Source organism: Rhodococcus sp. 05-2256-B1 (assembly GCF_002258465.1).
Lineage (GTDB): Bacteria > Actinomycetota > Actinomycetes > Mycobacteriales > Mycobacteriaceae > Rhodococcoides > Rhodococcoides fascians.
This window is the reverse complement of sequence record NZ_NOZA01000012.1, coordinates 49,879-69,780: the sequence shown is the minus strand read 5'-3', so window position 1 is coordinate 69,780 and position 19,902 is coordinate 49,879. Positions and strand designations below refer to the sequence as shown.

The 19,902-nt window shown below is 61.9% G+C and carries 19 protein-coding genes and 1 pseudogene; 8 read left to right on the top strand and 12 right to left on the bottom strand.

The features are described from left to right. The first annotated feature begins 47 nt into the window (after positions 1 to 47). Positions 48 to 974, top strand: coding sequence for an ATP-dependent DNA ligase (locus CH285_RS04985; protein ID WP_306436723.1), 927 nt, complete (start codon positions 48 to 50; stop codon positions 972 to 974). A gap of 88 nt (positions 975 to 1,062) precedes the next feature. After that, positions 1,063 to 1,431 carry a histone-like nucleoid-structuring protein Lsr2 gene (locus CH285_RS04980; RefSeq protein ID WP_094644640.1) on the top strand — a complete coding sequence of 123 codons (369 nt, stop codon included), beginning with the start codon at positions 1,063 to 1,065 and terminating at the stop codon, positions 1,429 to 1,431. Positions 1,432 to 1,791: 360 nt separating this feature from the next. Here the strand turns inward: CH285_RS04980 and CH285_RS04975 are convergent, their stop codons facing one another. Beyond that, on the bottom strand, positions 1,792 to 3,513 hold the full coding sequence (locus CH285_RS04975; protein WP_176458633.1) for a ParB/RepB/Spo0J family partition protein: 1,722 nt from the start codon (positions 3,511 to 3,513) through the stop codon (positions 1,792 to 1,794). A 100-nt stretch (positions 3,514 to 3,613) separates the two neighbouring features. Further along, positions 3,614 to 3,901 (bottom strand): hypothetical protein, encoded by a 288-nt coding sequence (locus tag CH285_RS27780; protein ID WP_176458632.1) that lies wholly within the window; start codon positions 3,899 to 3,901, stop codon positions 3,614 to 3,616. 1,249 nt (positions 3,902 to 5,150) lie between these two features. On the opposite strand from CH285_RS27780, the gene CH285_RS04970 reads away from it, so the two are divergent. Further along, entirely contained in the window at positions 5,151 to 5,594 is a 444-nt protein-coding gene (locus tag CH285_RS04970; RefSeq protein WP_094644642.1) for a hypothetical protein, read from the top strand. Between the two features lie 419 nt (positions 5,595 to 6,013). On the opposite strand, the gene CH285_RS27775 is transcribed toward CH285_RS04970, so the two are convergent. The 5 genes from CH285_RS27775 to CH285_RS04950 form a co-directional block, all read right to left on the bottom strand. Beyond that, on the bottom strand, positions 6,014 to 6,175 hold the full coding sequence (locus CH285_RS27775; RefSeq protein WP_167735582.1) for a hypothetical protein: 162 nt from the start codon (positions 6,173 to 6,175) through the stop codon (positions 6,014 to 6,016). Continuing rightward, positions 6,172 to 6,504 carry a hypothetical protein gene (locus CH285_RS04965; protein WP_008720911.1) on the bottom strand — a complete coding sequence of 111 codons (333 nt, stop codon included), beginning with the start codon at positions 6,502 to 6,504 and terminating at the stop codon, positions 6,172 to 6,174. Before CH285_RS04965 ends, CH285_RS27775 begins: the two co-directional genes overlap by 4 nt. A 34-nt stretch (positions 6,505 to 6,538) precedes the next feature. Beyond that, positions 6,539 to 6,844 (bottom strand): hypothetical protein, encoded by a 306-nt coding sequence (locus CH285_RS04960; protein WP_094644643.1) that lies wholly within the window; start codon positions 6,842 to 6,844, stop codon positions 6,539 to 6,541. Positions 6,845 to 7,023: 179 nt separating this feature from the next. Beyond that, positions 7,024 to 7,587 carry a hypothetical protein gene (locus CH285_RS04955; protein ID WP_094644644.1) on the bottom strand — a complete coding sequence of 188 codons (564 nt, stop codon included), beginning with the start codon at positions 7,585 to 7,587 and terminating at the stop codon, positions 7,024 to 7,026. A 358-nt stretch (positions 7,588 to 7,945) separates the two neighbouring features. Beyond that, on the bottom strand, positions 7,946 to 8,953 hold the full coding sequence (locus tag CH285_RS04950) for a DUF3560 domain-containing protein (RefSeq protein ID WP_094644645.1): 1,008 nt from the start codon (positions 8,951 to 8,953) through the stop codon (positions 7,946 to 7,948). A gap of 600 nt (positions 8,954 to 9,553) precedes the next feature. Here CH285_RS04950 and CH285_RS04945 point away from each other — a divergent pair. The 3 genes from CH285_RS04945 (at position 9,554) to CH285_RS28225 (ending at position 11,264) form a co-directional block, all read left to right on the top strand. Further along, positions 9,554 to 10,165, top strand: a complete 612-nt coding sequence (locus CH285_RS04945) for a hypothetical protein (RefSeq protein ID WP_141215030.1) — start codon at positions 9,554 to 9,556, stop codon at positions 10,163 to 10,165. A 190-nt stretch (positions 10,166 to 10,355) separates the two neighbouring features. Continuing rightward, complete coding sequence (locus CH285_RS27440; protein ID WP_141215029.1) at positions 10,356 to 10,535, top strand: hypothetical protein; 180 nt, start codon at positions 10,356 to 10,358, stop codon at positions 10,533 to 10,535. 129 nt (positions 10,536 to 10,664) lie between these two features. After that, positions 10,665 to 11,264, top strand: coding sequence for a hypothetical protein (locus CH285_RS28225; RefSeq protein WP_255032190.1), 600 nt, complete (start codon positions 10,665 to 10,667; stop codon positions 11,262 to 11,264). 401 nt (positions 11,265 to 11,665) lie between these two features. On the opposite strand, the pseudogene CH285_RS28220 reads toward CH285_RS28225, so the two are convergent. After that, positions 11,666 to 12,133 (bottom strand): annotated as a pseudogene (locus tag CH285_RS28220) (recombinase family protein); the annotation flags it as partial. Between the two features lie 348 nt (positions 12,134 to 12,481). On the opposite strand from CH285_RS28220, the gene CH285_RS04925 reads away from it, so the two are divergent. Further along, positions 12,482 to 14,029, top strand: coding sequence for an AAA family ATPase (locus CH285_RS04925; RefSeq protein WP_141215028.1), 1,548 nt, complete (start codon positions 12,482 to 12,484; stop codon positions 14,027 to 14,029). Continuing rightward, on the top strand, positions 14,026 to 14,886 hold the full coding sequence (locus CH285_RS04920; RefSeq protein ID WP_141215027.1) for an HNH endonuclease: 861 nt from the start codon (positions 14,026 to 14,028) through the stop codon (positions 14,884 to 14,886). The genes CH285_RS04925 and CH285_RS04920 overlap by 4 nt, the downstream gene beginning before the upstream one ends. A 73-nt stretch (positions 14,887 to 14,959) precedes the next feature. Here the strand turns inward: CH285_RS04920 and CH285_RS04915 are convergent, their stop codons facing one another. From CH285_RS04915 to CH285_RS04900, 4 genes are all read right to left on the bottom strand, one after another. Beyond that, the gene (locus CH285_RS04915; protein ID WP_094644651.1) at positions 14,960 to 15,889 is read right to left on the bottom strand and encodes a DUF2637 domain-containing protein; all 930 of its coding nucleotides are present in this window, start codon (positions 15,887 to 15,889) and stop codon (positions 14,960 to 14,962) included. A gap of 107 nt (positions 15,890 to 15,996) precedes the next feature. Beyond that, entirely contained in the window at positions 15,997 to 16,386 is a 390-nt protein-coding gene (locus tag CH285_RS04910) for a ParB family protein (RefSeq protein ID WP_094644652.1), read from the bottom strand. Next, a complete protein-coding gene (locus tag CH285_RS04905) occupies positions 16,383 to 17,297 on the bottom strand; it encodes a ParA family protein (protein ID WP_094644653.1) in 915 nt (304 codons plus the stop codon). The genes CH285_RS04910 and CH285_RS04905 overlap by 4 nt, the downstream gene beginning before the upstream one ends. Positions 17,298 to 17,938: 641 nt before the next feature. Beyond that, complete coding sequence (locus CH285_RS04900; protein ID WP_094644654.1) at positions 17,939 to 19,795, bottom strand: putative bifunctional diguanylate cyclase/phosphodiesterase; 1,857 nt, start codon at positions 19,793 to 19,795, stop codon at positions 17,939 to 17,941. Positions 19,796 to 19,902 lie beyond the last annotated feature (107 nt).

The following is a 19,902-nucleotide window of genomic DNA, read 5'->3' as shown; positions in this document are numbered from 1 at the left end:
TTGAGCGACCACGGAATGAAGAAGAATCGTTGCTCTGACCAGGGAACCTGGGCTTACACCGGTTCCTGGCAGCCGATCGAACCCGTGCGGACTCCAGTGGCCAACGCGGGGTCAGCGTTGTCGACGGCACATCGCGGTTGAAGCTGTTCTCGCGCAACGGAAACGACATATCCGCCTCGTTCCCGGACGTGGCGGCGGCGTTGTCGGATACGACGGCGAGTCGATCGGTGACCCTCGACGGTGAATTGGTGGCACTGAATTCGGGCGGTCGGCCCGATTTCGGGCTGCTGCAACGCCGAATGCATGTCACGCGGCCGTCGGCGGCACTGTTGCGGTCGACCCCGGTGACGTATTTCGCGTTCGATGTCCTCGACGTCGACGGCGAATCGGTCCGGACGCTCCCCTACACGCAGCGACGCGCGCTGCTCGAGGGCCTCGGCGTGGCAGACGGGCGGCGAGTGCAGGTGCCGCCGACCATGACGGGAATCGACGGCGAGACGTTGATGGGCATTGCCGCCGACAACGGTATCGAGGGGGTCGTGGCGAAGAAAGCGGAGTCTGTGTACCGATCGGGGATCCGGTCGCCGTCGTGGATCAAGGTACCGATCCGGAACACACGCGAAGGCGTGATTTGCGGATGGGTTCCGACGGGCGGCCGCGCCGGCGGGACACTGGCGGCGCTGCTCCTCGGAGCGTACGACGAGGCGGGCGAGTTGGTCTACATCGGCCGTGTCGGAACGGGTTTCACCGATCGGATGCGCCGAGAGCTACGGAGCACACTCACCGAGCGCACTCGTCCGGACAATGCGCTGCACGGTCCGATTCCCCGCGCCGACGCAGTCGGAGTGTCCTGGGTGACGCCGGAATTGGTGGCGACTGTGGAATACCGCGAGCAATCAGCAACGGGACGTTTACGGCATCCCGCATTCAAAGGAATCCGATCCGATATCGCTCCCCGCGATGTCGTGAAATGAAAGGGTGCAGCTCATCGCCACATTCGTTGGTTACGCTGGCCGGTACCCGAGTCCCTGACATTGCGTGTGATCGAAAGGTTTTCCGGCTGTGGCCAAACGAGTGACAACCCAATTGGTGGACGATATCGACGGGTCGGTCATCGACGACGAATCCGGCGAAACGATCGAATTCGCGGTGGGCGGCGTCGAGTACGTGATCGACCTGAAAGCGAAGAACGCCAACGAGTTTCACAGAAAGCTCGACTACTACATCGAGCATTCCACTCGGGTCGGTGGCCGCAAGCGTAAGCCCTCCCCCGCCGGCGCGGCGACGCCCGCGAAGACCGGGACACCGGCCACCCGTGATCCGGCGCAGACACGCGCGATCCGGCAGTGGGCCGCCGACGAAGGCTACGAGATCAACGATCGGGGCCGCATCCCGGCCGCCATCGAAGAGGCGTACAACGCCGCGCACTGACCGTTCGTCAGCCGCGTGCCCGTCGTGAGCAGTGCGGTGGTGGGGCGTCGAGCGGGGGAGCTCGAGGGGCTGCCGCAGGCCCCCTCGACCCGGGCCGGGGACGCTCCCCTGCCTGCGCTGTGGGGCCGATACTGTCCGGCGATGGGACAGATATCGAAGTGCCGCCCTCGGCCTGTACGCCATCGCTGTTGTCGCCCGACTGTTGACCTGGGGTGAGCTCAGCGCGTCCGAACGCAGCGAGAGCGCCGTGACGCTGCTGCTCGTCGGAGCAGCAATAGCGGCGGTGCTCAGCCTCGGCACACACCGACCGCAACGGCGAATGAGGGGTGGCGGGCACACGATGCCCGCCACCCCTTCTCGTCACTGGTCGGCGGCACTGCCCTCGCTGGGGGCGGTGAGCGCGTCGTAGCCCTGTTCGGGGGTCATTGTCCCGGCTGCGACCTGCTCGACCGGAGTCAGCTCGTAGCCGTGCTCGGCCAACAAGTCCAGGTAGTTGTCCTGGTTGCCGTAGCCGCTGCGCTTCCACCAGTCCTTGCCGGTTCCACTCATTCGCGCTTCGTAGGCGGCGAGGATCTGCGCAAGCTGGATCACCTGCGCGCGTGCGTCGCTGGCCTTGTCGATCACCGGTGCCAGCGCATCACGCGCGGCCCGCTCTTTCCAGTCGCCGTAGACGGTGGTGGTCGGCTCGGCCACCACGACTCCGAGCAGCTCTGCGAGGTACTGCGACGCCTTGTTCTGGGTGAGCAGTCCCGGCTCGTCGACCAGGGTGTCGGTGATCCACTTCGCGGCCCCCTTCGGCAGGGTCTTGCGGGTGAGGAACTTGGTCACGAACTCCTTGCGGACCACGGTCGCGGCGAGCGATGCGACGTTGAGCGCCTTGGTCCGGCGGCGCGCTGCCCGCTCGGCTTCCTTCGCCGCTGCCTCGGCGGCGAGCCGCTTCTGCTCGGCCGCCCGAGCGACTGCCTCGGCGTCTGCGGGGTCGACATCGGCGGCGGGTTCGGCCATCGCGGCGGCGAGGATCGGCCCCGGCTTTACACCGGCGCCGTCGGGGTCGGCGGTGAAGTACTCCGGTACCCACACCTCGGCGACGGTGATGTCCTTGTGGTGGTGCAGCCCCTCGTCGGGTGTCGCTTCCGGATCACCCTCGGTGTCCCAGTCGATGCTGTCCTCCTCGATCACCGCGCCCGTGGCGGTGAGGGTGAACTGCTCTTCCTTCGACAGCCACACCGCCCAGTGCGACGCTGCGCCCTCGATCACGGCTTCGGTCACTGCATCACCATCGGCGGTCAGCAGGTCGTCTGCGCGCAGGTACGGGTCGCCGTAGGCCGGTTCTTCCTCGAGGACGGTCAGCCCTCGCTCGGCGTACGGTGCGCCTGCTGCGGCGCGGGCCTTGCGCACGGCGCGGTCCTCGAGTAGCCGCTGCGCGGTCCACCGGAAGTTGAACCGGGCAGCTGCCAACAGGGTTTCGACGGCGGCGGTGTCGCCCTCGGCGTCGAACACGGCCACGATCGCCGCCTGGTCGAGGGTGAGCTGTCCCGCGTCGAGGGCACCGATCGCAGCCTGCGAGCGGCCCGCTGCCCCTGCCGCTTTGACGGTTTCCCGTTTGACCTGGACGGCCTTGGCGATCTTGGGCACCGACACACCGAGTTCGAGCATGTCGGTCACGGCCTTCGCGCGCTGGCCTGCGGTGAGGTCGATGCGGCGGTCGTTGGCGACTACCTGCTGGGTGAGGCGTTCGATTTCGCGGTCCTTGGCCTTGCTGGCGGCGGGCCTGATCAGCACCGGCACACTGTCGATCCCGGCTTCGATCGCGGCGAGGGTGCGCTGCTGGCCGTCGATGACGGTCACGCTCTCGCCGTCGCGGACTGCGGAGATCGTTTGCAGCACTCCGTGTTCGATGATGGAGGCGACCAGGTTTCGGAAGGCTGGCGTCTCGGTGTCGACCTCGTTGCGGACGTTCGGGCCGACTTCGAGGGCGGTGGGGTGCAGGCGGGCGAACTCCTCGCCCGCCCCCACGACCGGCGTGGTGCCGGTCGTGGGGGCTTCGGTTGTGGCGGTGGTGGTTTCGATGCTTGCGGTCATGGTGGTGTCTCTCTCCTGGTAGATTCTTCGGTTGGAGACACCGGGCAGGTTCGAGCTGTCCGGTGTTTTCTTGTTTTCCGGGCCTGTACGGGCCTGGGGGTTACTGCTGAGCAGTGGCTCCCTGGTGGTGGCCTGCCTGGCGTGCGGCGCGGATTTCGGCCTCACTGGCTCCGTGTTCGCGTGCGGTGCACGCCCAGAACGCGGCCCGCTCGAGGTGCGCATCGACGGTGGTCGAGTTCGCGTCCGCTGCGGCCCGGTTGACCTGCTCGGTGTAGGCGGTGACCTGCGCGAGTGCATGGGTTTTGACCTGCGCCGGTACCTGACCGATCGCGGTCATGATTGCGGTGCGCAGTCCCACCGTCCTCGGCCCTGTGATGGTGTCGTGCATGTCGCTACTTCCCTTCTCAACTGGTGGCCTGGCCCTTTGCCCTGCCACGTTTTTTCGCCGTTTCTGGCGTGAGGAGAGAAGTCAGCGCACGGGGCCGGAGTGTCAAGGGTCGGGACGAAAAGTTTTCAGCCGGAGGCGTTTTGAAAAGTTTTCGGAGCCCTTGGGCCGGGAGCGCAGCGGACGCCGGCGGTTGATGCGGAGGTCACGGGTGATGAATGCTCGCCGGTAGCCAGAACCGCTGTGAAAAAACGTCTTTGCTCTTGTGAGTGCGGAGCGAAGCGGAGTTCATTTCGGGGGACACCGCAGGTGGCCGGCACCGCCGGCAGGCGGAATGCGAGACCGCTCGTCGACGCCGGCGGCGTGGCCACCTCCCACCTGCGGAAATCGGCAGGGTGATTGTGCGGGAGCGACGGAGGCCGGCCACGCTCGGTGTCGCGGCAGCGCCGATTCGATCTGTTCCGCCGCCTGGCGGTGCTCAACCTCAAGTACGACGCGCTGGCGGTCATAAGGTAGCTGTCGCAATTGCCAGTAAGATCACCCGTGTGATGGTTTCGCCTCCGCACGAAGGTTTGCTTCGCGACGGGGTCGGGTTCATCGGGAATCCAACTGAATAGAGATGGATCGGCGAGGTTGCTCTCGCTCCCCTGCGCCTTAGGACGCGATGTGTCGTGTCTTCCTGTTCTGGTCGTCTCGAGAGGGGTGGCCGGCTTCCGGCAGATTGTCTGTCGGTCGCGAGGTAGAGAGGGGCGGCGATGGTTTCTGATGTCGATCCACCCGATAGACCAGGGCCTTCGCGGGCCGATAGAGCCGGGGATGCGTTGACTCGTGTCGCTGTAGGTATGCGGGGAGCTTTGTTGCTCGCCACATACTGCAACAGCTCGACCACCGTTGTTCTGGTGATCGAGCTGTTGGTTCTAGGACTCCAGTTGGCTGCTAGCTTCTCACGGCGGCGCTGACAAGAGGAGGCCCTGGGGCAGGGCGGCTATCTCGGTGTTCGAGCACCGGGGTGGCCGCCCTTGTCGTGGACTGGTGTCCACGTTGCCTAAGTTCACTGTAGACGGAGTTTGCCAAAGTTCCAATCGACTGGGTTGGGAATTGCCTGCTCAGCCTTGGTAGGCAGGGTCTGCACGGTCGACGTTTTCGGTAGACGACCCGGACGTTGTGGTGGTGTCCGGTGTCCAGTTGGTTGTTAAACCGACAAGTAGTGGAATGCCCTGCACGGGGCCTTGTTCTCGGCGATACTCGCGGGATGTACGACGAGCCGGAGTATCGGTACTTCATCAACGAGTATGGGACGGCAGGCAAGTCCACTGCTGGTGAAATCAAGTGCTTCTCCGACAACTTCCCCGGTCGTACGCTGGGCCACTTCACGTTCGGTGTATTCGACGACATCCGAGTCGTCGAGACGCTGCAACTCAACAACCGCACCAAGAAAGATGATCACCCGGGTACGTACTTGGGTGGGCTCGGCATGGCAATGTTCCAGCGACTGATGGCTCGCTATCCCGGCTATGAGTTCCGGACATTCGGTCCGCTGAAAGACCAGACCGAGGCGGGGCAACGCTTCATCACCGCTGTCCGGAATGGAGACGCAAGGTACGGCCGAGATCCGTTGCCATATCACGAGAATGGGTGTTTCAACGGACGTGAGGAGTGCGTTTGCCCGCTGGGTGGGCGACAGCGGGATCAGTAGCTACGAGACCTGCCTGTTCATCCTGTGGCGACTTGTGGCGAGTCGGATGCTCGGGGTCGGGTTGGTCGATCGGTGATCTTCCGGTCGAGGAGCAGGCGGAGGGTGATCGCGCGTGCGGCATGCTCGGCGATTTCGGCGGGCAGTGGTGGTCCGTCGATGGTTCGGATTCGCATAGTCGCCGATTGTGCCGTGGGGTACCGACAGATTCTGTTGGGCTGCAACGTGTTGCGGATGTGCCCGCACCCCTGGCCAGATGTCGTGCTGGTGAGGTTTTCCAGGACGGAGCGCAGCGGAGTTCGGTTCGGTGGCCGCCCGCAGGGTGGCTCTTTCACGTGGTCGAGGTGGCGGTGACGATTACGCGCGGTACGACGAAGGCCCGCCCCTTGGTGGGGGCGGGCCTTGTCTGGTTCGTGAGTTGGTCAGTCTTTGGGGGGTTTGGTGTCTTTGCCGGCGGCGACGTCGCGGATCCAGTCGGGGACGTCGACGTTGTCGTATTCGGCGGTTTCGACGTAGGCGCGGGCGGCCGCTGCTGCCACGCGGGGGCGTGGTCGCCGGGTGGTTCGGCGTTCGGTGGTGGTCATCGCGGGTCCTCCGTGGTGTCGGTCTGAGGTTCAGTGTCCTCGGTGTCGGGGTCTTGCGCCAGTGCTCGGCGCATGGCGTGTTCGCTGACGGTGCGGATGACGTCGCGTTCGGTGGGTGTGATGAGTTTGGATTTGCTGACGGTGCTGTACATCGTCCAGCCGAGTTCGGCGGCGGCGTCGTCGTCGCTGGTGGTGAGCTCGAGGCACCAGCTGATGCGCTGCCAGGCCTGAGCTCGGTTCTCGCTGCTGGTTCGTTGGCGCAGGGTGGCGGTGACGCCGATGGTGGCGAGGATGCCGACGATGAGGGTGACCCATGCTTGTGCGGGCACGTGGGTGGTTCCTTTCCTGGGGGTCGCGGTCGGCTCACGTGTAGAGCAGGTGTGGTGGTGCGGTGCCGTCGAAGCGTTCCAGGCTGTCGAGGACGCCGTTGTAGTTGGCGGGTCGGCAGCGACCGAGTCCGACGATGAGGGCGCAGGTGCCGTCGAGGGTGACGAGGTAGGACGGTGCGCAGCCGTTGTCGGGTGAGGTGTGCTCGGCGGCGTCGAGGAGGGCGTAGCGGACGGCGTCTGCGGCGGCTCTCTTGGCGTCGGCGAGGGTGGTGTCGGCGCCGCTGGCGGTGAGGAGTTCGGGGCTGTTCTCGGGGCGGGTGGTGACGGTCCAGGTGATCATCGGCGGTGGCTTCCCTTTCTGGCCTGAAGTGGGTGGCTGCTTGCTGCTCAGCGTCGCACGGGGAGCGCAGCGAGTCGTGCGACGCGAACCGGAATTTCGGTGGTCTGTGGAGCGGGGTCGGGGCCTGTGGATGAACACGTTCGGCCCCGCGGGTGCGGGGCCGAGGTGTGTTATTGCGGTCAGTCGTCAAATGAGTCGAGGATTTTGGACGGGTCGCGGCGGTAGCGGCCTCCGTCGAGGAAGACGCCGACTGCGGCGCGGTGGACTCGGCGGAATTCGTCCATGAGGGTGTCGTAGCCGACGCGGTCGGTGACGCGCCAGGTGATCGGCCCCATGTGCAGGTCCACCCAGTGCACGGTGCGGCGTTGCTCGGGGATGTAGCGGGCACCGGGGATCACCGTGTGTTCGGGGCCGCCGAGCCAGAGGATCGAGATTGCGGGTGCGCCGAATTCTGCGCCGGGCTGCTGCGGGTAAGGGGCGTGTCCGTCGGCTCCGGCGAGGGCCGATCGGACGGTGGCGAATCCGGCGATGACGTCGCAGACCGCTTCGGCGCTGCGGAAGGTCATCATGAGGTGCCCGAACGCGACGACCATTTGCGCGTGCTCGGTGCCTGCGGCGGTGATGCTGATGGTCGCGTTCTGGGGTCCGGTGACGATGACCGTGGTGTGGGTGACGATGGCGGGGGTCTGGGCGTTTCCTGCTGCGGTGCTCGTGCGTGCGGGGCGGGTGGTGTTCTTCGGCATGTCGGGCTCTCCTTCGCTCGCGGGACCGGCTCCCCCGGCCCTTCGCTCGTGCCAATTTCTTTCGCCGTCATCTGGCTTGGGGAGAGAAGGCGGCGGCATGGAACGGCGTCCTGCCCCTGGGACGGAAAGTTTTCAGCCGCAGGCGCTTTGAAAAGTTTCTGGAGCCCGAAGGGCCGGAGCATCGCGGAGTCAGGGGTGGGTAAGACGGGCCAGGGTGACGCATGCTCGGAGAGAGCCAGATGTGCGAAAGAAATTGCTCTTTTCACAGGACGGAGCGCAGCGGAGTTCGATTCGGTGGACACCGCAGGTGGCCCGGGCCGTGCCCCACAACGGGTGGGACGCGGCCCTGGGATCGCGGCTACTGCGCCCTGGCTTTCGCCTGCTGTTCGGTGCGGGCGGCGTCGTAGTCGGCGGCGCGGATGTGGCCGGTGATCTTGGTGTACGGCATGGTGTCGGTCCAGCTGCCTCCGACGATGGAGGGGATTGTGACGGTCTTCTTGTTGACGCGTTTGACCGGGTACCAGGTGCCGCGCCAGGCGATCCGGTCGCCTACTGCGATGGTGTCGGGTCCGTAGTCGGTGGTGGTGCCGTCTGCGATCTGCTCGGCGCGGATCTGCTGCCAGTAGGTGATCTGGTCGGCGCGCTCTGCCATGCGGGCGATGATCTGCTCACGCTGTGCGCCTGTAGCGGGCGAGGTCTTCTCGGTGTGCCGAACCCCGTGGTGGATGAACAGGGTTCGCTCGTGGCCGTCGAGTCGGCGCTGGTCGGCTCGTTGTTCGGCTTCGAGGGTGCTGATGCGGTTGGCGACGGTTTCGGGGCTGTAGCGGGCGCGGGTGGTCACCGCGGCTGCGTCGGCTCGCTGCTGGGCGGTTTTGGCTGCATCGGTTGCGTCGATCGCTTTGCGGGTGGCGTTGTGGGCTTTGTCGATGGCACGCCGGTGCCGGCCTTCGGAGTGGTGGCCGATCTTGATCGGTTCGCCGCCCGGTGGAAGTGCGTCGACGGCGCGTTCCTCGGCGTCCCAGGCATGTTCTGCCTGCGTGCTGCGCCGTTCGGCTTTCGCTGCGAGGGCGTCGACGCGGGCGGCTTGGCGGGCGGTGCGATCTGCTTCGACGAGCGCGGTGGGCCTGGCTGTGGGGTCGATGTCGATGTCGACGTCGAATCCGGCGGCGCGGAGCGCGTCGGCGGTGGCTGTGATGATGTGGCGTTTCGGTGCGCGGTCTCGGCTGTTGCGGATGCCCCAGGTGGACAGGCTGGGGAACCAGCGCCAGCCGTGGGCTTTGAGGATGGCGTTCGTTCCGTCGCCTTTGCTGGTGCCGTCGATGAGGGTTCCGTCTTCGGCGGTGTGGGTGACGGTGATTGCGTTCATGGTGTGGGCCTCTCCCCTACTGGTGTGCTGACTGGACTTGCTGCTCTGCCAATTTCTTGTCGCTGTCATCTGGCGTGAGGAGAGACAGCAGCGCACGGGGACGACGGGGCAACCCTGCGTCTCGGACAGTTTTCGTGGGAGCGCAGCGAGCGTGGGACGAAAAGTGTTCGGAGCCTTGGCCGTAGCGCAGCGGAGCGCGGGGTTGAGGCGGCGGGCACGGGTGATGCAGTATCGCCGGGAGCCAGATGTGCGACAAGAAATTCGATCTCTTCTACGGTGCGGAGCGCAGCGGAGCTCGGTTCGGGGGACGCCCGCAGGGTGGCCGGCACCGCCGGAGGCGGAACACCGCTCGCTCGTCGACGCCGGCGGGGTGGCCACCTCCCGGCCGTGGAGTTCGCGAGACGTTTGTGCGGGAGCGACGGAGCTCGACCACGCTCGGTGTCGCGGTAGCACTGGTGTTGCCCTCGTGTCTCCGATGATTCGATACTTAACCGCATATACCGCGAACTATTGCCGATATACGGCTAACATATGCTCATATACACGGTGACGTAGGCCGGGAGATTCGAGTTCGATCCGAGATATTTGGAGGTGCGCGCGATGGTAGATGTGTTCTACGAGCAGACGTTTCATCCGTTGGCGGCTGGCTCGTTCCGGTGGCTTGCTGAGGTGTACCAGTGCCTATCGCAGTGGGGCGAGGAGATTGTTTCCGTTCGTCCTGGGACCGACGATTGGGCGGCGTTGGACGATCTGGAAGCTCGGCTCCGCAGGGGTGACATGGCGGATCAGTTCCATCGGTATCGCTATGCCGGCGAAAACGAGGACGATCCGGCGGCACCGGAACGATATGCATTCAGCTTCCATTGGGGCGAGCACATTTTCGCCGGTTTGCTGCTCAGAGATCTAGCTTCGGGCCAGTGGGACGAACAGTCGGCTCTCGTGGTGGGAAACCGCATTTCGTGCACGTATCTGCACAGCCCGAGGCTTGTGGGGCTCGCGGAGACTCTGGTTCGCAATACCCGGGGCACGGTCAATGATCAGACTGCGGTGATGAGTCAGCTGCGGGAGGACGAACGCGCATCCGACTTGGCTTCCGAACAGGAGAGTCTTGACGATCTACTTGCGGAGCCCGACTCGACCGGCGGCATTTTCTCGTCGGTTGGTGGGCGATTGCGGCGGTGGGGAGCCGGCCTCGGCACTCAGAGGCGTTGACCGCACTGTCGACATCAACAGGGAGCTCTTCATGACAAGGACGATGCAAATCCGTTTGGGTGCAAAGCAAGTGGTTCGGAGTGATAGTTCGATCGGTGGGTACAAGCCGGGTTTGACGCCGGCTGAGTATTGGGAGCGTGGACGGTACGAGTGGGTGTTCAACGCGGATCGGGCGTTAGCGTGCGACGAGGTGGAGCTCATCTCTTCCGGTGAGGACGGTGAGGTGGTGCTCGCGGTGGCGACAGTCGACGCTGTGTTCAAGATCGGTGGTCGGTATGGAATCGAGGGGAAGCTGATCGAGGACGATCCTCGAATCGGTTCGGTGACAACGCATCCGCATCCGTCACGTAATCCAATTGCGTATTTCTGACGGAATGCCGCACGGGCCGATGTGGCGCAGGGGGTGTCGCGGTAGCGGCGTGGTGGTCTAGTGCGGTGGATCTTCGTAAGGTGTTGGGGTGATCCGGTTCCATCGAATGTGTTGAAGGGGGTGTTGTTGATGGCAGATGTGTTCTACGGGAGAATTTTTCATCCTCTGGTGGCTGGCCGGTTCCTGTCGGTCGATGAGGTCCGTGACGAGCTCTCGCAGTGGGGTGAGGAGCTTGTCGCTGTTGGACCTGGCGTCGATGGTGAGCGCGCATTGGATGAATTGACGGCACGGCTCGACAGAGGTGACCAGGCAGATCAGTTCTATCGCCATCGCTATGTCGACGAGGGTGAGGATGATTCGACCGTGCCGGAGCGGTGGGCGTTCAGCTACCACTGGGGCGAGTACATTTTCGCCGGTTTGCTTGTCAGGGAGCCTGCTTCGGGCCAGTGGGATTCGGAGTCCGCTCTTGTTGTGGGAAGCCGTATATCTCAAAGGTATTGGTATAGCGATGAGCTTGTGACGTTGGCCGAGGAGCTCGTTCGCAACACCGAGGGAAAGGCCAACGACCAGACGGCGGTGATGCGGCAGGAGCGGGAGCGGGAACGGGCGGCCGATGCCATCGTGCACAGCATCGCCGAGGGCGAGGAGGACCTGTCGCCGTCCGGCCAGGGCGTCGGGCTTTTCTCGGCGGTCGGTAGGCGGTTGCGGCAGTGGGGACTCGTGAGATGAAAAGGGATGTGTTGACCGTTGCGACGACCACGGGCTGTTGAGCCCGCTTGTTCGTCCGAGGGGTGTCGCTCTGGCGGATTCGGAGCTTGCTGTGACCAGGTCGGATTAGCCTGGTGAGAGTGATCCGCGCGCTCGCTGGCGTGTTCTGCCGGAGGTTGCGACGCCGAGCGATGACGACGTGCAGACGGAGACTGCGCAGGTCGATTTCGATGTGCCGCCGGCCTTCGACCCGATTCAGGGAATGGTGCGCACGTACCGGTGACATCGTCGCAGTTGCATTGAGCGCTTGAGGCAGGGGGTGGGAAGAGACGCTCGCGCCTCTCTCCCGCCATCGACTGAAGCGCGGCGAGGTGTCGGTAGAGGGTGGCTCTGCCGATGCCGAGTACTGATGCGATCTCGGTTTTGGGTGTGCCGTCGTCGAGCATCCTTCGGATGTGGCGAGCTTTCTCGGCGTCGATCTTGGCTGGTTGACCGCCGATGCGGCCGCGAGCTCGTGCGGCTGCGAGGCCGGCCATGGTGCGTTCCTTGACGAGGTCTCGTTCGAATTCGGCGAGGGATCCGAAGATGTTGTAGGTCAGGCGTCCTCCGACTGTCGAGGTGTCGATCCCCTCGGTGAGACTGCGGAGTGTTGCGCCCTTGGTTTCGATGAGGTTGACGGTTTCGATGAGGTGGCTCAGGGAGCGGCCGAGTCGATCGAGTCGCCATACTGCGACGACGTCGCCGGCGCGCACGCTCTCGAGGAGCAGCTGCAACTGAGGGCGGTCCTTGTCCGCTCCGGATGCGACCTCTTCCCAGATGCGGAAACAGCCGGCGGCTGTCAGTGCGTCTCTCTGTAGATCCAGCGACTGATCGGTGGTCGAGACCCTCATGTATCCCAAAACGGCGCTCACGAGGATGACTGTCTCAGAAACGGCCGACAAGGCACAGGCGACGCGTCAGAGCTTGAGACAGGTTTCTGAGACACATCACGATTGAGTCTCGAATGTTGATCCGTCGGGGCTTAAACGGCTTTTGCCCCTGTTCGGGCCCGCGCCGGCGGCCTGCGATCGCGCCTTCGTTCGGCCCGCGTCCGTGTCTCACCGATCGATGCCCCAGAAACGACCGTTTCTGATGCATGCGCTCCGCCAGGCAGGAGCAATCGATCACTTGATCAGCCGGCCAGGAGCAGGCTGCGAACAACAGACAACAGCCACCAGATAGCCAGCTAGACTCTGAGCGTGCGACGCAGGCAGAGAACGCTGACTTTTTTCGTAGCCAGGCAATCTCGCCAGCTGCCCGCTCCGCCCTATGTCAAGTTATGGCCGGACAGCTGGGATGACTACGGCTATAAGACGATGTACTCGGTGTCACTCCGACTCGATCCCACCTCTGATGGCGAGGACGAAGTAGAACTAGAACTTGGGAATGTAAAGATTCTTCGACGGAGTCAGACAGAAGGCCGGCCAGGGATCGAAGACCAGTTCAGTGAGCTCGGACCCGATTTCTGTTCGATTGGGCAGAGCATCGAGTACTACGAGACATTGATGCAGCTCCCCGATGATCTAAGGCGTTCCTACCTCGCCGCCCTTCGGGACGCAGTCTCCGACCCCGACATCGAAGATCAGTTCTACACTGAACACGGTTGGACCACCTCCTTATTGCGATTCGGTCAGGCGCTCAACACCCTAAAGGCAGGGCGGAAGCTCCTACAAGGCAGCGAACTCAGCAAAGACCGCATGTCTTTCAATTTTGTTTGGAATCGAGATGGTTACACAAGCCACATTCCATTCGACTTTAATGATTCCGGCAACCTACCGGGCAGGTGCAACATCCTCATAGGTTATAATGGGGTAGGAAAAACTACATTGTTAGCCGACCTAGCATTGGCGGCGATCAGGGGTGCTGAAGAGCAAGAGCAAGAGCGCTCCGAAATTCATGGAAAAGATACAACTTTCGGCGCGGTCGTTGCAATCTCATACAGCGCTTTCGACACATTTGAGACCCCGGAAAGTATTCTCGACATCCGAGACTCCGAGCTATTGGATCGGCACTTAACTACTGCTTTCGGATATGTTTACTGTGGGCTGCGCCGTCAGACGAGTGATGCCGGGGACACGTTCGAGCTAAAGTCGATCAAGGAAATCGAGGGTGAATTCGTCGAGGCGCTTACCGAGATTGGCGGCTTGGAAACCCGTCACCATCTTATTTCAGCCTTCGAAGCTCTGGCTAGCGAGCCTTCTTTCGGGCAAGCTGGAATTGAGTTGACCCAACTAGGCCAGGTGAGTCAGGCCGATGCCGTAGATTCATTCAAAGAACTGAGCACCGGACACAAGGTTGTCCTAAACATTGTTACACAATTAGCTCTACACCTTCGCACCCGAGCATTGGTACTAATCGACGAGCCGGAGACTCACCTCCACCCACCTCTGGTTGCAGCCCTTCTCAGAGCAGTACAGGTACTCTTGGCCGCCAGCAACTCTTTCGCGATCATCGCAACGCACAGCCCTGTTGTAGTGCAGGAAATACCGTCACGGTTTGTACACATCCTCGAGCGGGACGTAGACGGCCCAGCGAGCCTCCGGCAACCAGAAATCGAAACGTTTGCCGAAAACATAGGCGCAATAACCAGACACGTCTTCTCGCTCGACAACAGCGCGACCGATTACCAGGGAATCCTTCGATCGCTAGCTGAGCAGTACAGCTTGGACGAGATTGACGGTATGTTCAAAGAAGGACTCAGCGTTCAAGGCAGAGCTCTTGTAGCTAATTACAGGAATCGGCAGTGATCGGAGCAAACCAACCGCTGATTGACGACAAGGAATACTACCTTCACGTTGCTGCCGAAGAGAAAAAACATGGCCGAACTCAATCGACTTCCCTTCAAGCAGTAGTGTTCGATCTATACGAAAAATATCTGGATCGCGTTATGGACAAAGACGGACCAAAAACAGAGTCGAAGATTTCAGAAAGCGATCAAATTATATTATCCGACCACGCATACTATCTCAAACTGGTTCATTTCAAAGGATTGAGGGGCAGAATCCTAGATTCTACCCCTTGGCGTAAATGCCCTTATTGCTACCAGATTAAAGCAACGGAAGTCGACCACTACCTCCCTCGCTCCAAGTTCGGGGAGTACTCCATTTACGCCCCCAACTTGGTTCCTATATGCAAGACATGTAACGGGAAAAAGCTCAATAGATATGCACACCCAGGGGGCGGTCGGCGTTTTTTACATCCCTACTTCGACAAACTTCCCGAAACGCCGCATCCACACCTTACGGCAAAGGTTTCTGTAGGCGTTTCTGTTTTTATCAGGTTTATGGTAACGAAATCCCCTGGAATGTCTGAGGAAGTATGGAGCGTTCACTCGAACCAGTTCGACGAACTCGAATTGGCCACTCGGTACGCGGACGAGGCCATAGAAAATATCACGGGCATGCTGTATTCCCTGCGGCGTCATTTCAGCGATGGGGGTGGAACACAGGTGGCGGAGCACCTCATGATCGAGCGAGTATCGAAGGAAAAGACGTACGGCCCGAACCATTGGTGGCCGGTCATGCTAGGTGCGTTGGTCGCGTCGAGAGAGTTCTGTGACGGCGGGTTCAATGTGATGGATCCGGAGGGTGTGGCTCTCGCTTGACTCCGCTACGCGAAGGCCAGAAGCCGACACAGCTATGTGACCGCCGAGCGAATCTTCACAGCTCGTTGCTGTGTCATTGCGTCGCCCCCGCGTAGGCGACCGGAGCAGCACCGTCGGACTTTTCATTGAACGGGGAGAGGTCGTTCGAGCTTTCAGCCAGTGCCTCGTTTTCCGAAGCCGACATGGCCCGCGGGGCCGCTTTGGCGGCTGCGAACTTCTGTTGAAATTCGACCCATTTGTCATAGCGCGCCCGCACTGTGTTCGGGTAGACACCAAGCACATCAGCGGTCTTGTTGAACTTGCCCATCGCTGTTGGGTGATTGAGGTAAACGTCAGCGGTATCCCATACGACCTGAGCGAGATTCCCTTCTTCGTCTATGTACGCCTCGAGCTGCTCGGCATCGCTGGGGGTTCCGGTGGTAGTGGCGAGCTGTTCATCGGCGCTGTCGACGGATGCGGTGTCGAACGGAGCTGAATCGCTCACTGCGGCGTTTGTGGGTTTCGCTCGGTGGTGTCGCGGGGCGCTGATCCCGATGGACATCATTTCGCACATTGTCATCACCATTAGGGGTGCGAGCGCTCCGAGTGCGGCGGCGACTCCGGCGTTGAGATCGGTGACGGTGAGAACTGCGTGGTAGGCGTTGCCTGCCATGCTGGCCAGCCCAGCGAGCGTGTAGACGGCGATGATGAAGCGCCGGCCGATTACCGTCGCCCTGTCGGTGTGTTGTGACAGGGCGACGCGGAAGATGCCGGCTACGAGGATCGGTCCGTCGAGGACGACGGGGATCACCCAGGCGGAGTCGCCCAGCCGTGCCATGGTCGCGAGGTCGTAGAGGGTGGAAAAGCTGAGCTTGAAGCTTGATGCGGTCACAGCGATGGCGACGACGAGGCCGATGCCGAGGGCCCACTTGATGATGGCGGGGTGGATTTCAGCCGGCTCGCTATTTTTGGCCGAGTCGGTGCCGGAGACTTTGGTTGGTTGGTCAGCGTTACGGTTGTTCATAGGTCACAGCTCCTTAGATTGCCTGTGGCCGACGGCCCCGGTGGTGTGTCCGCACTGCCGGGGCCCCCGAGTCGGGGTTGCATTCGATGAGGGAACGCGGCTTTGGGTTACGACGAAAGTGGTCGACCGGGTGACAGCGGGGTGTCGGATCCGCTGTACCGCTTTCCGTTGTTGTGTGAGCGTTCGCGCGCTTCGACCTCGCGGAGCAGGGCTTTCTCGATGAACTGTGACCACGATCGGTCGTCTTCGAGGTGCGCTGTCGCTTTGTGGACACCGCGGGCACGGGTGAAGATCTCGTTGTCGATATAGACGGTGATTCGCTTCTTACCTGCGTTCTCGTCCGTGGTTGCTGACGGTGTCTCGGTTGGGGTCGACGTCGATGGTGGCGGCGGTACCGGTGTTCGATTCTTCGCTTGAAGTCTTGAAAGGTCGCCCGTGACCTGTGGTCGGCGTGGAGCCAGTCCTGAAACGATGCGATTCTGCGTGGGCTCGGTCATGCGTTCGCCTTCTGTTCTGCAGCGGTGATGCGCGCGATCATTTCCTGTGTGATGGCGAGGAGATCGTCTGCGACGGATCCTGAGGACTTGGGCGCAAGGGATTGTGCCTGCGCCTCCCCGCGGATGACCTCGTACCACTTCGGCCCTTTGCGAACTGCATCGTCTAGTTCATGCACCAGGAGCCCACGTTCCCTGGTTGCTTGCGCGGTGGCCTCGGAATGACGCACGACCCCGCTGAAGAGGACGCTGTCGTCCTGGAATGCCTCGGCGACGAGCTTGCGCGCACGCTCTTGAACTGCAGTCGCTGACTTGCCGACGCCCACCAGAACGACACCAAGAAGGTCGAGACTGGGGTTGATCTCAAGGACAGCGTCGAGCCGATGAGCGACGGCTGCGAGCCCTTTCCGACTCGAAGCATCACTCTTAATCGGCACAACCGCCCAACGAGCTGCGGCAAGAGCAGCGTTCTGCAACGTCTCGTCACCTGGCGGGCAGTCGATGATGATGAGGTCGTAGTCGCCGGCCAGCGGCCTCAGGAGGGCTGCAAGAGCGAGCTTTGCTCCGTGCGGATCTTTGGCAGCCTTGGATGCGAGGGCTGCTGTGGCCTGTTCCAAATGGACGCCACCTGTCAGGACGTCGAGGTTCTCACGAACACCTCTGACTGGCTCGACCACTCCCCCAAACGTCAGAGCGGCTGCAAGAGCACGACCATGGTCGTCGCGGTCAGTCTCGGTGTAGCCGAGATCTTCTGCGAGATTTCCCTGAGGATCGAAGTCGACGATGAGGACGCGATAGCCGGAGGCCGCTGCCAGGCCTCCCACATTGGCCGACAGCGTCGTCTTCATGACACCTCCCTTGCCGTTGATGAAGGCGATAACTCGCTCGCGGTCATAAGCTGCATCTGCGCTCACGATTTGGTGGGCCCCTCTCGGCTAAGACATGACGGCTTCGACATGGACGATGACATCCTCAGATTTTGACAGTAATGCTGCCAAAAGCGGCAATGTCAGCATTACTGCTATAAGCATGAATACAGTCAAGACTGCCAATGCCAACTTTGACGTTATCACTGTTAATACCACCTACACCAGCATTAACAGCTATGCCAGTAATACTGTCACATACAGTAGCATCATTAGCAGTATTACTGCTAATGATGGGAACGCCCGGCACACTTCGGCCCGGTCGAGTGGATAGATCGCCCGGTCAGGACGTATTAGCAATAATACTGGCAATCACTTGCCGTCGATGGCTGCGAAGAAGTTCCACGGGTTCCGGCGAGAGCGCCCGCGCTCCGGACACGACACGACGCAAAGCCGAGTCGTCTAACTCACTCGATGGACGGAAGGGCGGACATGCCACCGCGAGCCGACAGCGCATCCCTACTCAGCTTCACACATAGCAGACATTATTGATGTCAATACTGGTATTACTGTTATTGTTCACTCGAAAAGGGCTTGCTCGTCCCGGCCAAGCAGCCGCGGCCGCCCTACGATGGATTCATGTCTTCGCCCACAACGGGGAATTCGCGGTCGGCTGGATGGCCAGTCCGCTATCGAACACCCTCGAATGGGACTGAGAACATAGCTTTCACGCTCTCGGCAGTCACGGGCCTTGAGTAGTAATAGCCCTGCACGCTCGTACAGCCCAATGAAATCAGCGCCTTGCTCGCTGCTGCTGACTCGACTCCCTCCGCAACAACCTTCAGGGCGAACGAATCCGCCAAAGAAACAACGGCCCGGACGATCGCCTGGTCATGCGAGTCATGCTCTAGGTTTCGGACGAACTCGCGATCAATCTTGACCACGTCGACCGGAAGTATCTTCAGATTGATCAGTGAGCTGAAGCCTGTACCGAAGTCGTCGATCGCAACCTTCACTCCGAGGTCCCTTACTTGCGAGAGCACCTTGGCTGTCTGCTCGGTGTCTTGCACGACACTGTGTTCTGTTACTTCCAAACACAACCTGCCGGGGTCCATGCCGCTCTGGGAGAGCGCAACATCAACGGTGTCAAGGAACCGCGGGGCGAGTAGATGGTTGGGGGAGACGTTCACACTCAACACGACGTCGAGGTTCGGCAACTCACGCAGCCAGCCCGCGTACGCCGACGTAGCCGCGCCCAGAACCCACTCGCCAAGCTCGATCGCCAGATCAGAACCTTCCGCCACGGCTAGGAACGCTGAGGGGGGCAGGAGACCCCTCTGAGGGTGTTGCCAACGTACGAGCGCCTCAACGGCAGTGACACGGCCTGACACAAGGTCGACTTCTGGCTGGTAGTGCAGCACCAGATCGTCGTCGTGGATGGCGGCGTGCAAATGCAGCTCGACGTCGTTCCTCAGCGAGCTCGCCGCGCGAATGGTGTGATCGAAGAAGGCCACTCCATTCCCACCTCTACGCTTGGCTACCAGGGCGGCTTGATCAGCGTGCACGATTGATTCGTGGACCTCGTCGACGCCAGGAAAGGCCGTGGTCACTCCAACGGAGACTGTGCGAGTAATCGAGTCGCCGCCGATCGGCACCGTAGTTTCTGCCACAGCTTCAAGAACTCTCGCGGCAACAGCACTGGGGGACAGCAGCTTCGCGGCGTCGGTCGAGTCGGTTTGCCTGGGTTGAAGCAGCGCGATGAACTCGTGGTCTGCCCACCTGCCCAAGAACGCACCCTCGCCGAGCACCTTCCGGAGGGTTCTCACCAGCGACTCCAGATAGAAGTCCCGGGCGGCATGTCCATGAAAGTCGTTGAGAGCTTCGAGGCGGTCGAAGTTGAAGAAGAGCACCGTGACCGGGTCCTCTGCTCTCACGTCGGTTAGCCGGTGGTCGAGCTCATTGGTGATCCCGAGCTTGTTCGGTAACCCCGTCAAAGAGTCGTGCAACGCCGCAAGTCGAAGCGACTCCTGCGCCTCGATTCGCCCTTGGACCTGCGTGAGCATCGTTGCGACGACCATCAGGGCGTTGGTTTCTTTGGCCGACCAAGGCCTGTCTCCGAGGTGCACAAGCCCGAGAACCCCTTCGGTTCGAGATCCCAGCAGCGGAACGACCACCGTTGACGTTGCGGCATGTCCTGATGCGGCCTCGATTCGTTGCCGATAGTCCTCGATGTCCTTGCCCGGCCTGAACACGACGGGGGCTGCGAGGTGTTCCGATTGGGCGAATACCGAGTCTGCATTGTCGAAGTAGACCGTTCCCAATGGGTCGGGAACAGGGGCGTCAGGGCGAATCGGCCACTCGGTGACCATGATGCTGGCTCTGATCTCGTGATCGTTGCGCCGAAGGAAGCCAGCATCGCACCGAAAATGCTCGACCAGCGTTCTGAGGACTCGCCCGAACGCCGTTTGAGCAGTGTCGGCGTCCGCCGGCATGAGGATTGTCGATATGACCGTCACCAGGTCGTCCAGGCTTTCCGTGGGACGCACAGATTCTCCTCGTGGGCAGCGATGACAAAGCTGAGCGGCGGTCTGCTTCGGGGGGTTTATCCAACCGAGCACCCTCGGCGAACTGTACCGTCACGGCTGCTCGGTTG

Excerpts from the sequence above, each read along its gene's own strand:
- CH285_RS04975 (WP_176458633.1), bottom strand. The coding sequence starts at position 3,513 with ATGACCGCAAGCATCGAAACCACCACCGCCACAACCGAAGCCCCCACG.
- CH285_RS27780 (WP_176458632.1), bottom strand. The coding sequence starts at position 3,901 with ATGCACGACACCATCACAGGGCCGAGGACGGTGGGACTGCGCACCGCA.
- CH285_RS04970 (WP_094644642.1), top strand. The coding sequence starts at position 5,151 with ATGTACGACGAGCCGGAGTATCGGTACTTCATCAACGAGTATGGGACG.
- CH285_RS27775 (WP_167735582.1), bottom strand. The coding sequence starts at position 6,175 with ATGACCACCACCGAACGCCGAACCACCCGGCGACCACGCCCCCGCGTG.
- CH285_RS04960 (WP_094644643.1), bottom strand. The coding sequence starts at position 6,844 with ATGATCACCTGGACCGTCACCACCCGCCCCGAGAACAGCCCCGAACTC.
- CH285_RS04955 (WP_094644644.1), bottom strand. The coding sequence starts at position 7,587 with ATGCCGAAGAACACCACCCGCCCCGCACGCACGAGCACCGCAGCAGGA.
- CH285_RS04950 (WP_094644645.1), bottom strand. The coding sequence starts at position 8,953 with ATGAACGCAATCACCGTCACCCACACCGCCGAAGACGGAACCCTCATC.
- CH285_RS04945 (WP_141215030.1), top strand. The coding sequence starts at position 9,554 with ATGGTAGATGTGTTCTACGAGCAGACGTTTCATCCGTTGGCGGCTGGC.
- CH285_RS28225 (WP_255032190.1), top strand. The coding sequence starts at position 10,665 with ATGGCAGATGTGTTCTACGGGAGAATTTTTCATCCTCTGGTGGCTGGC.
- CH285_RS04915 (WP_094644651.1), bottom strand. The coding sequence starts at position 15,889 with ATGAACAACCGTAACGCTGACCAACCAACCAAAGTCTCCGGCACCGAC.
- CH285_RS04910 (WP_094644652.1), bottom strand. The coding sequence starts at position 16,386 with ATGACCGAGCCCACGCAGAATCGCATCGTTTCAGGACTGGCTCCACGC.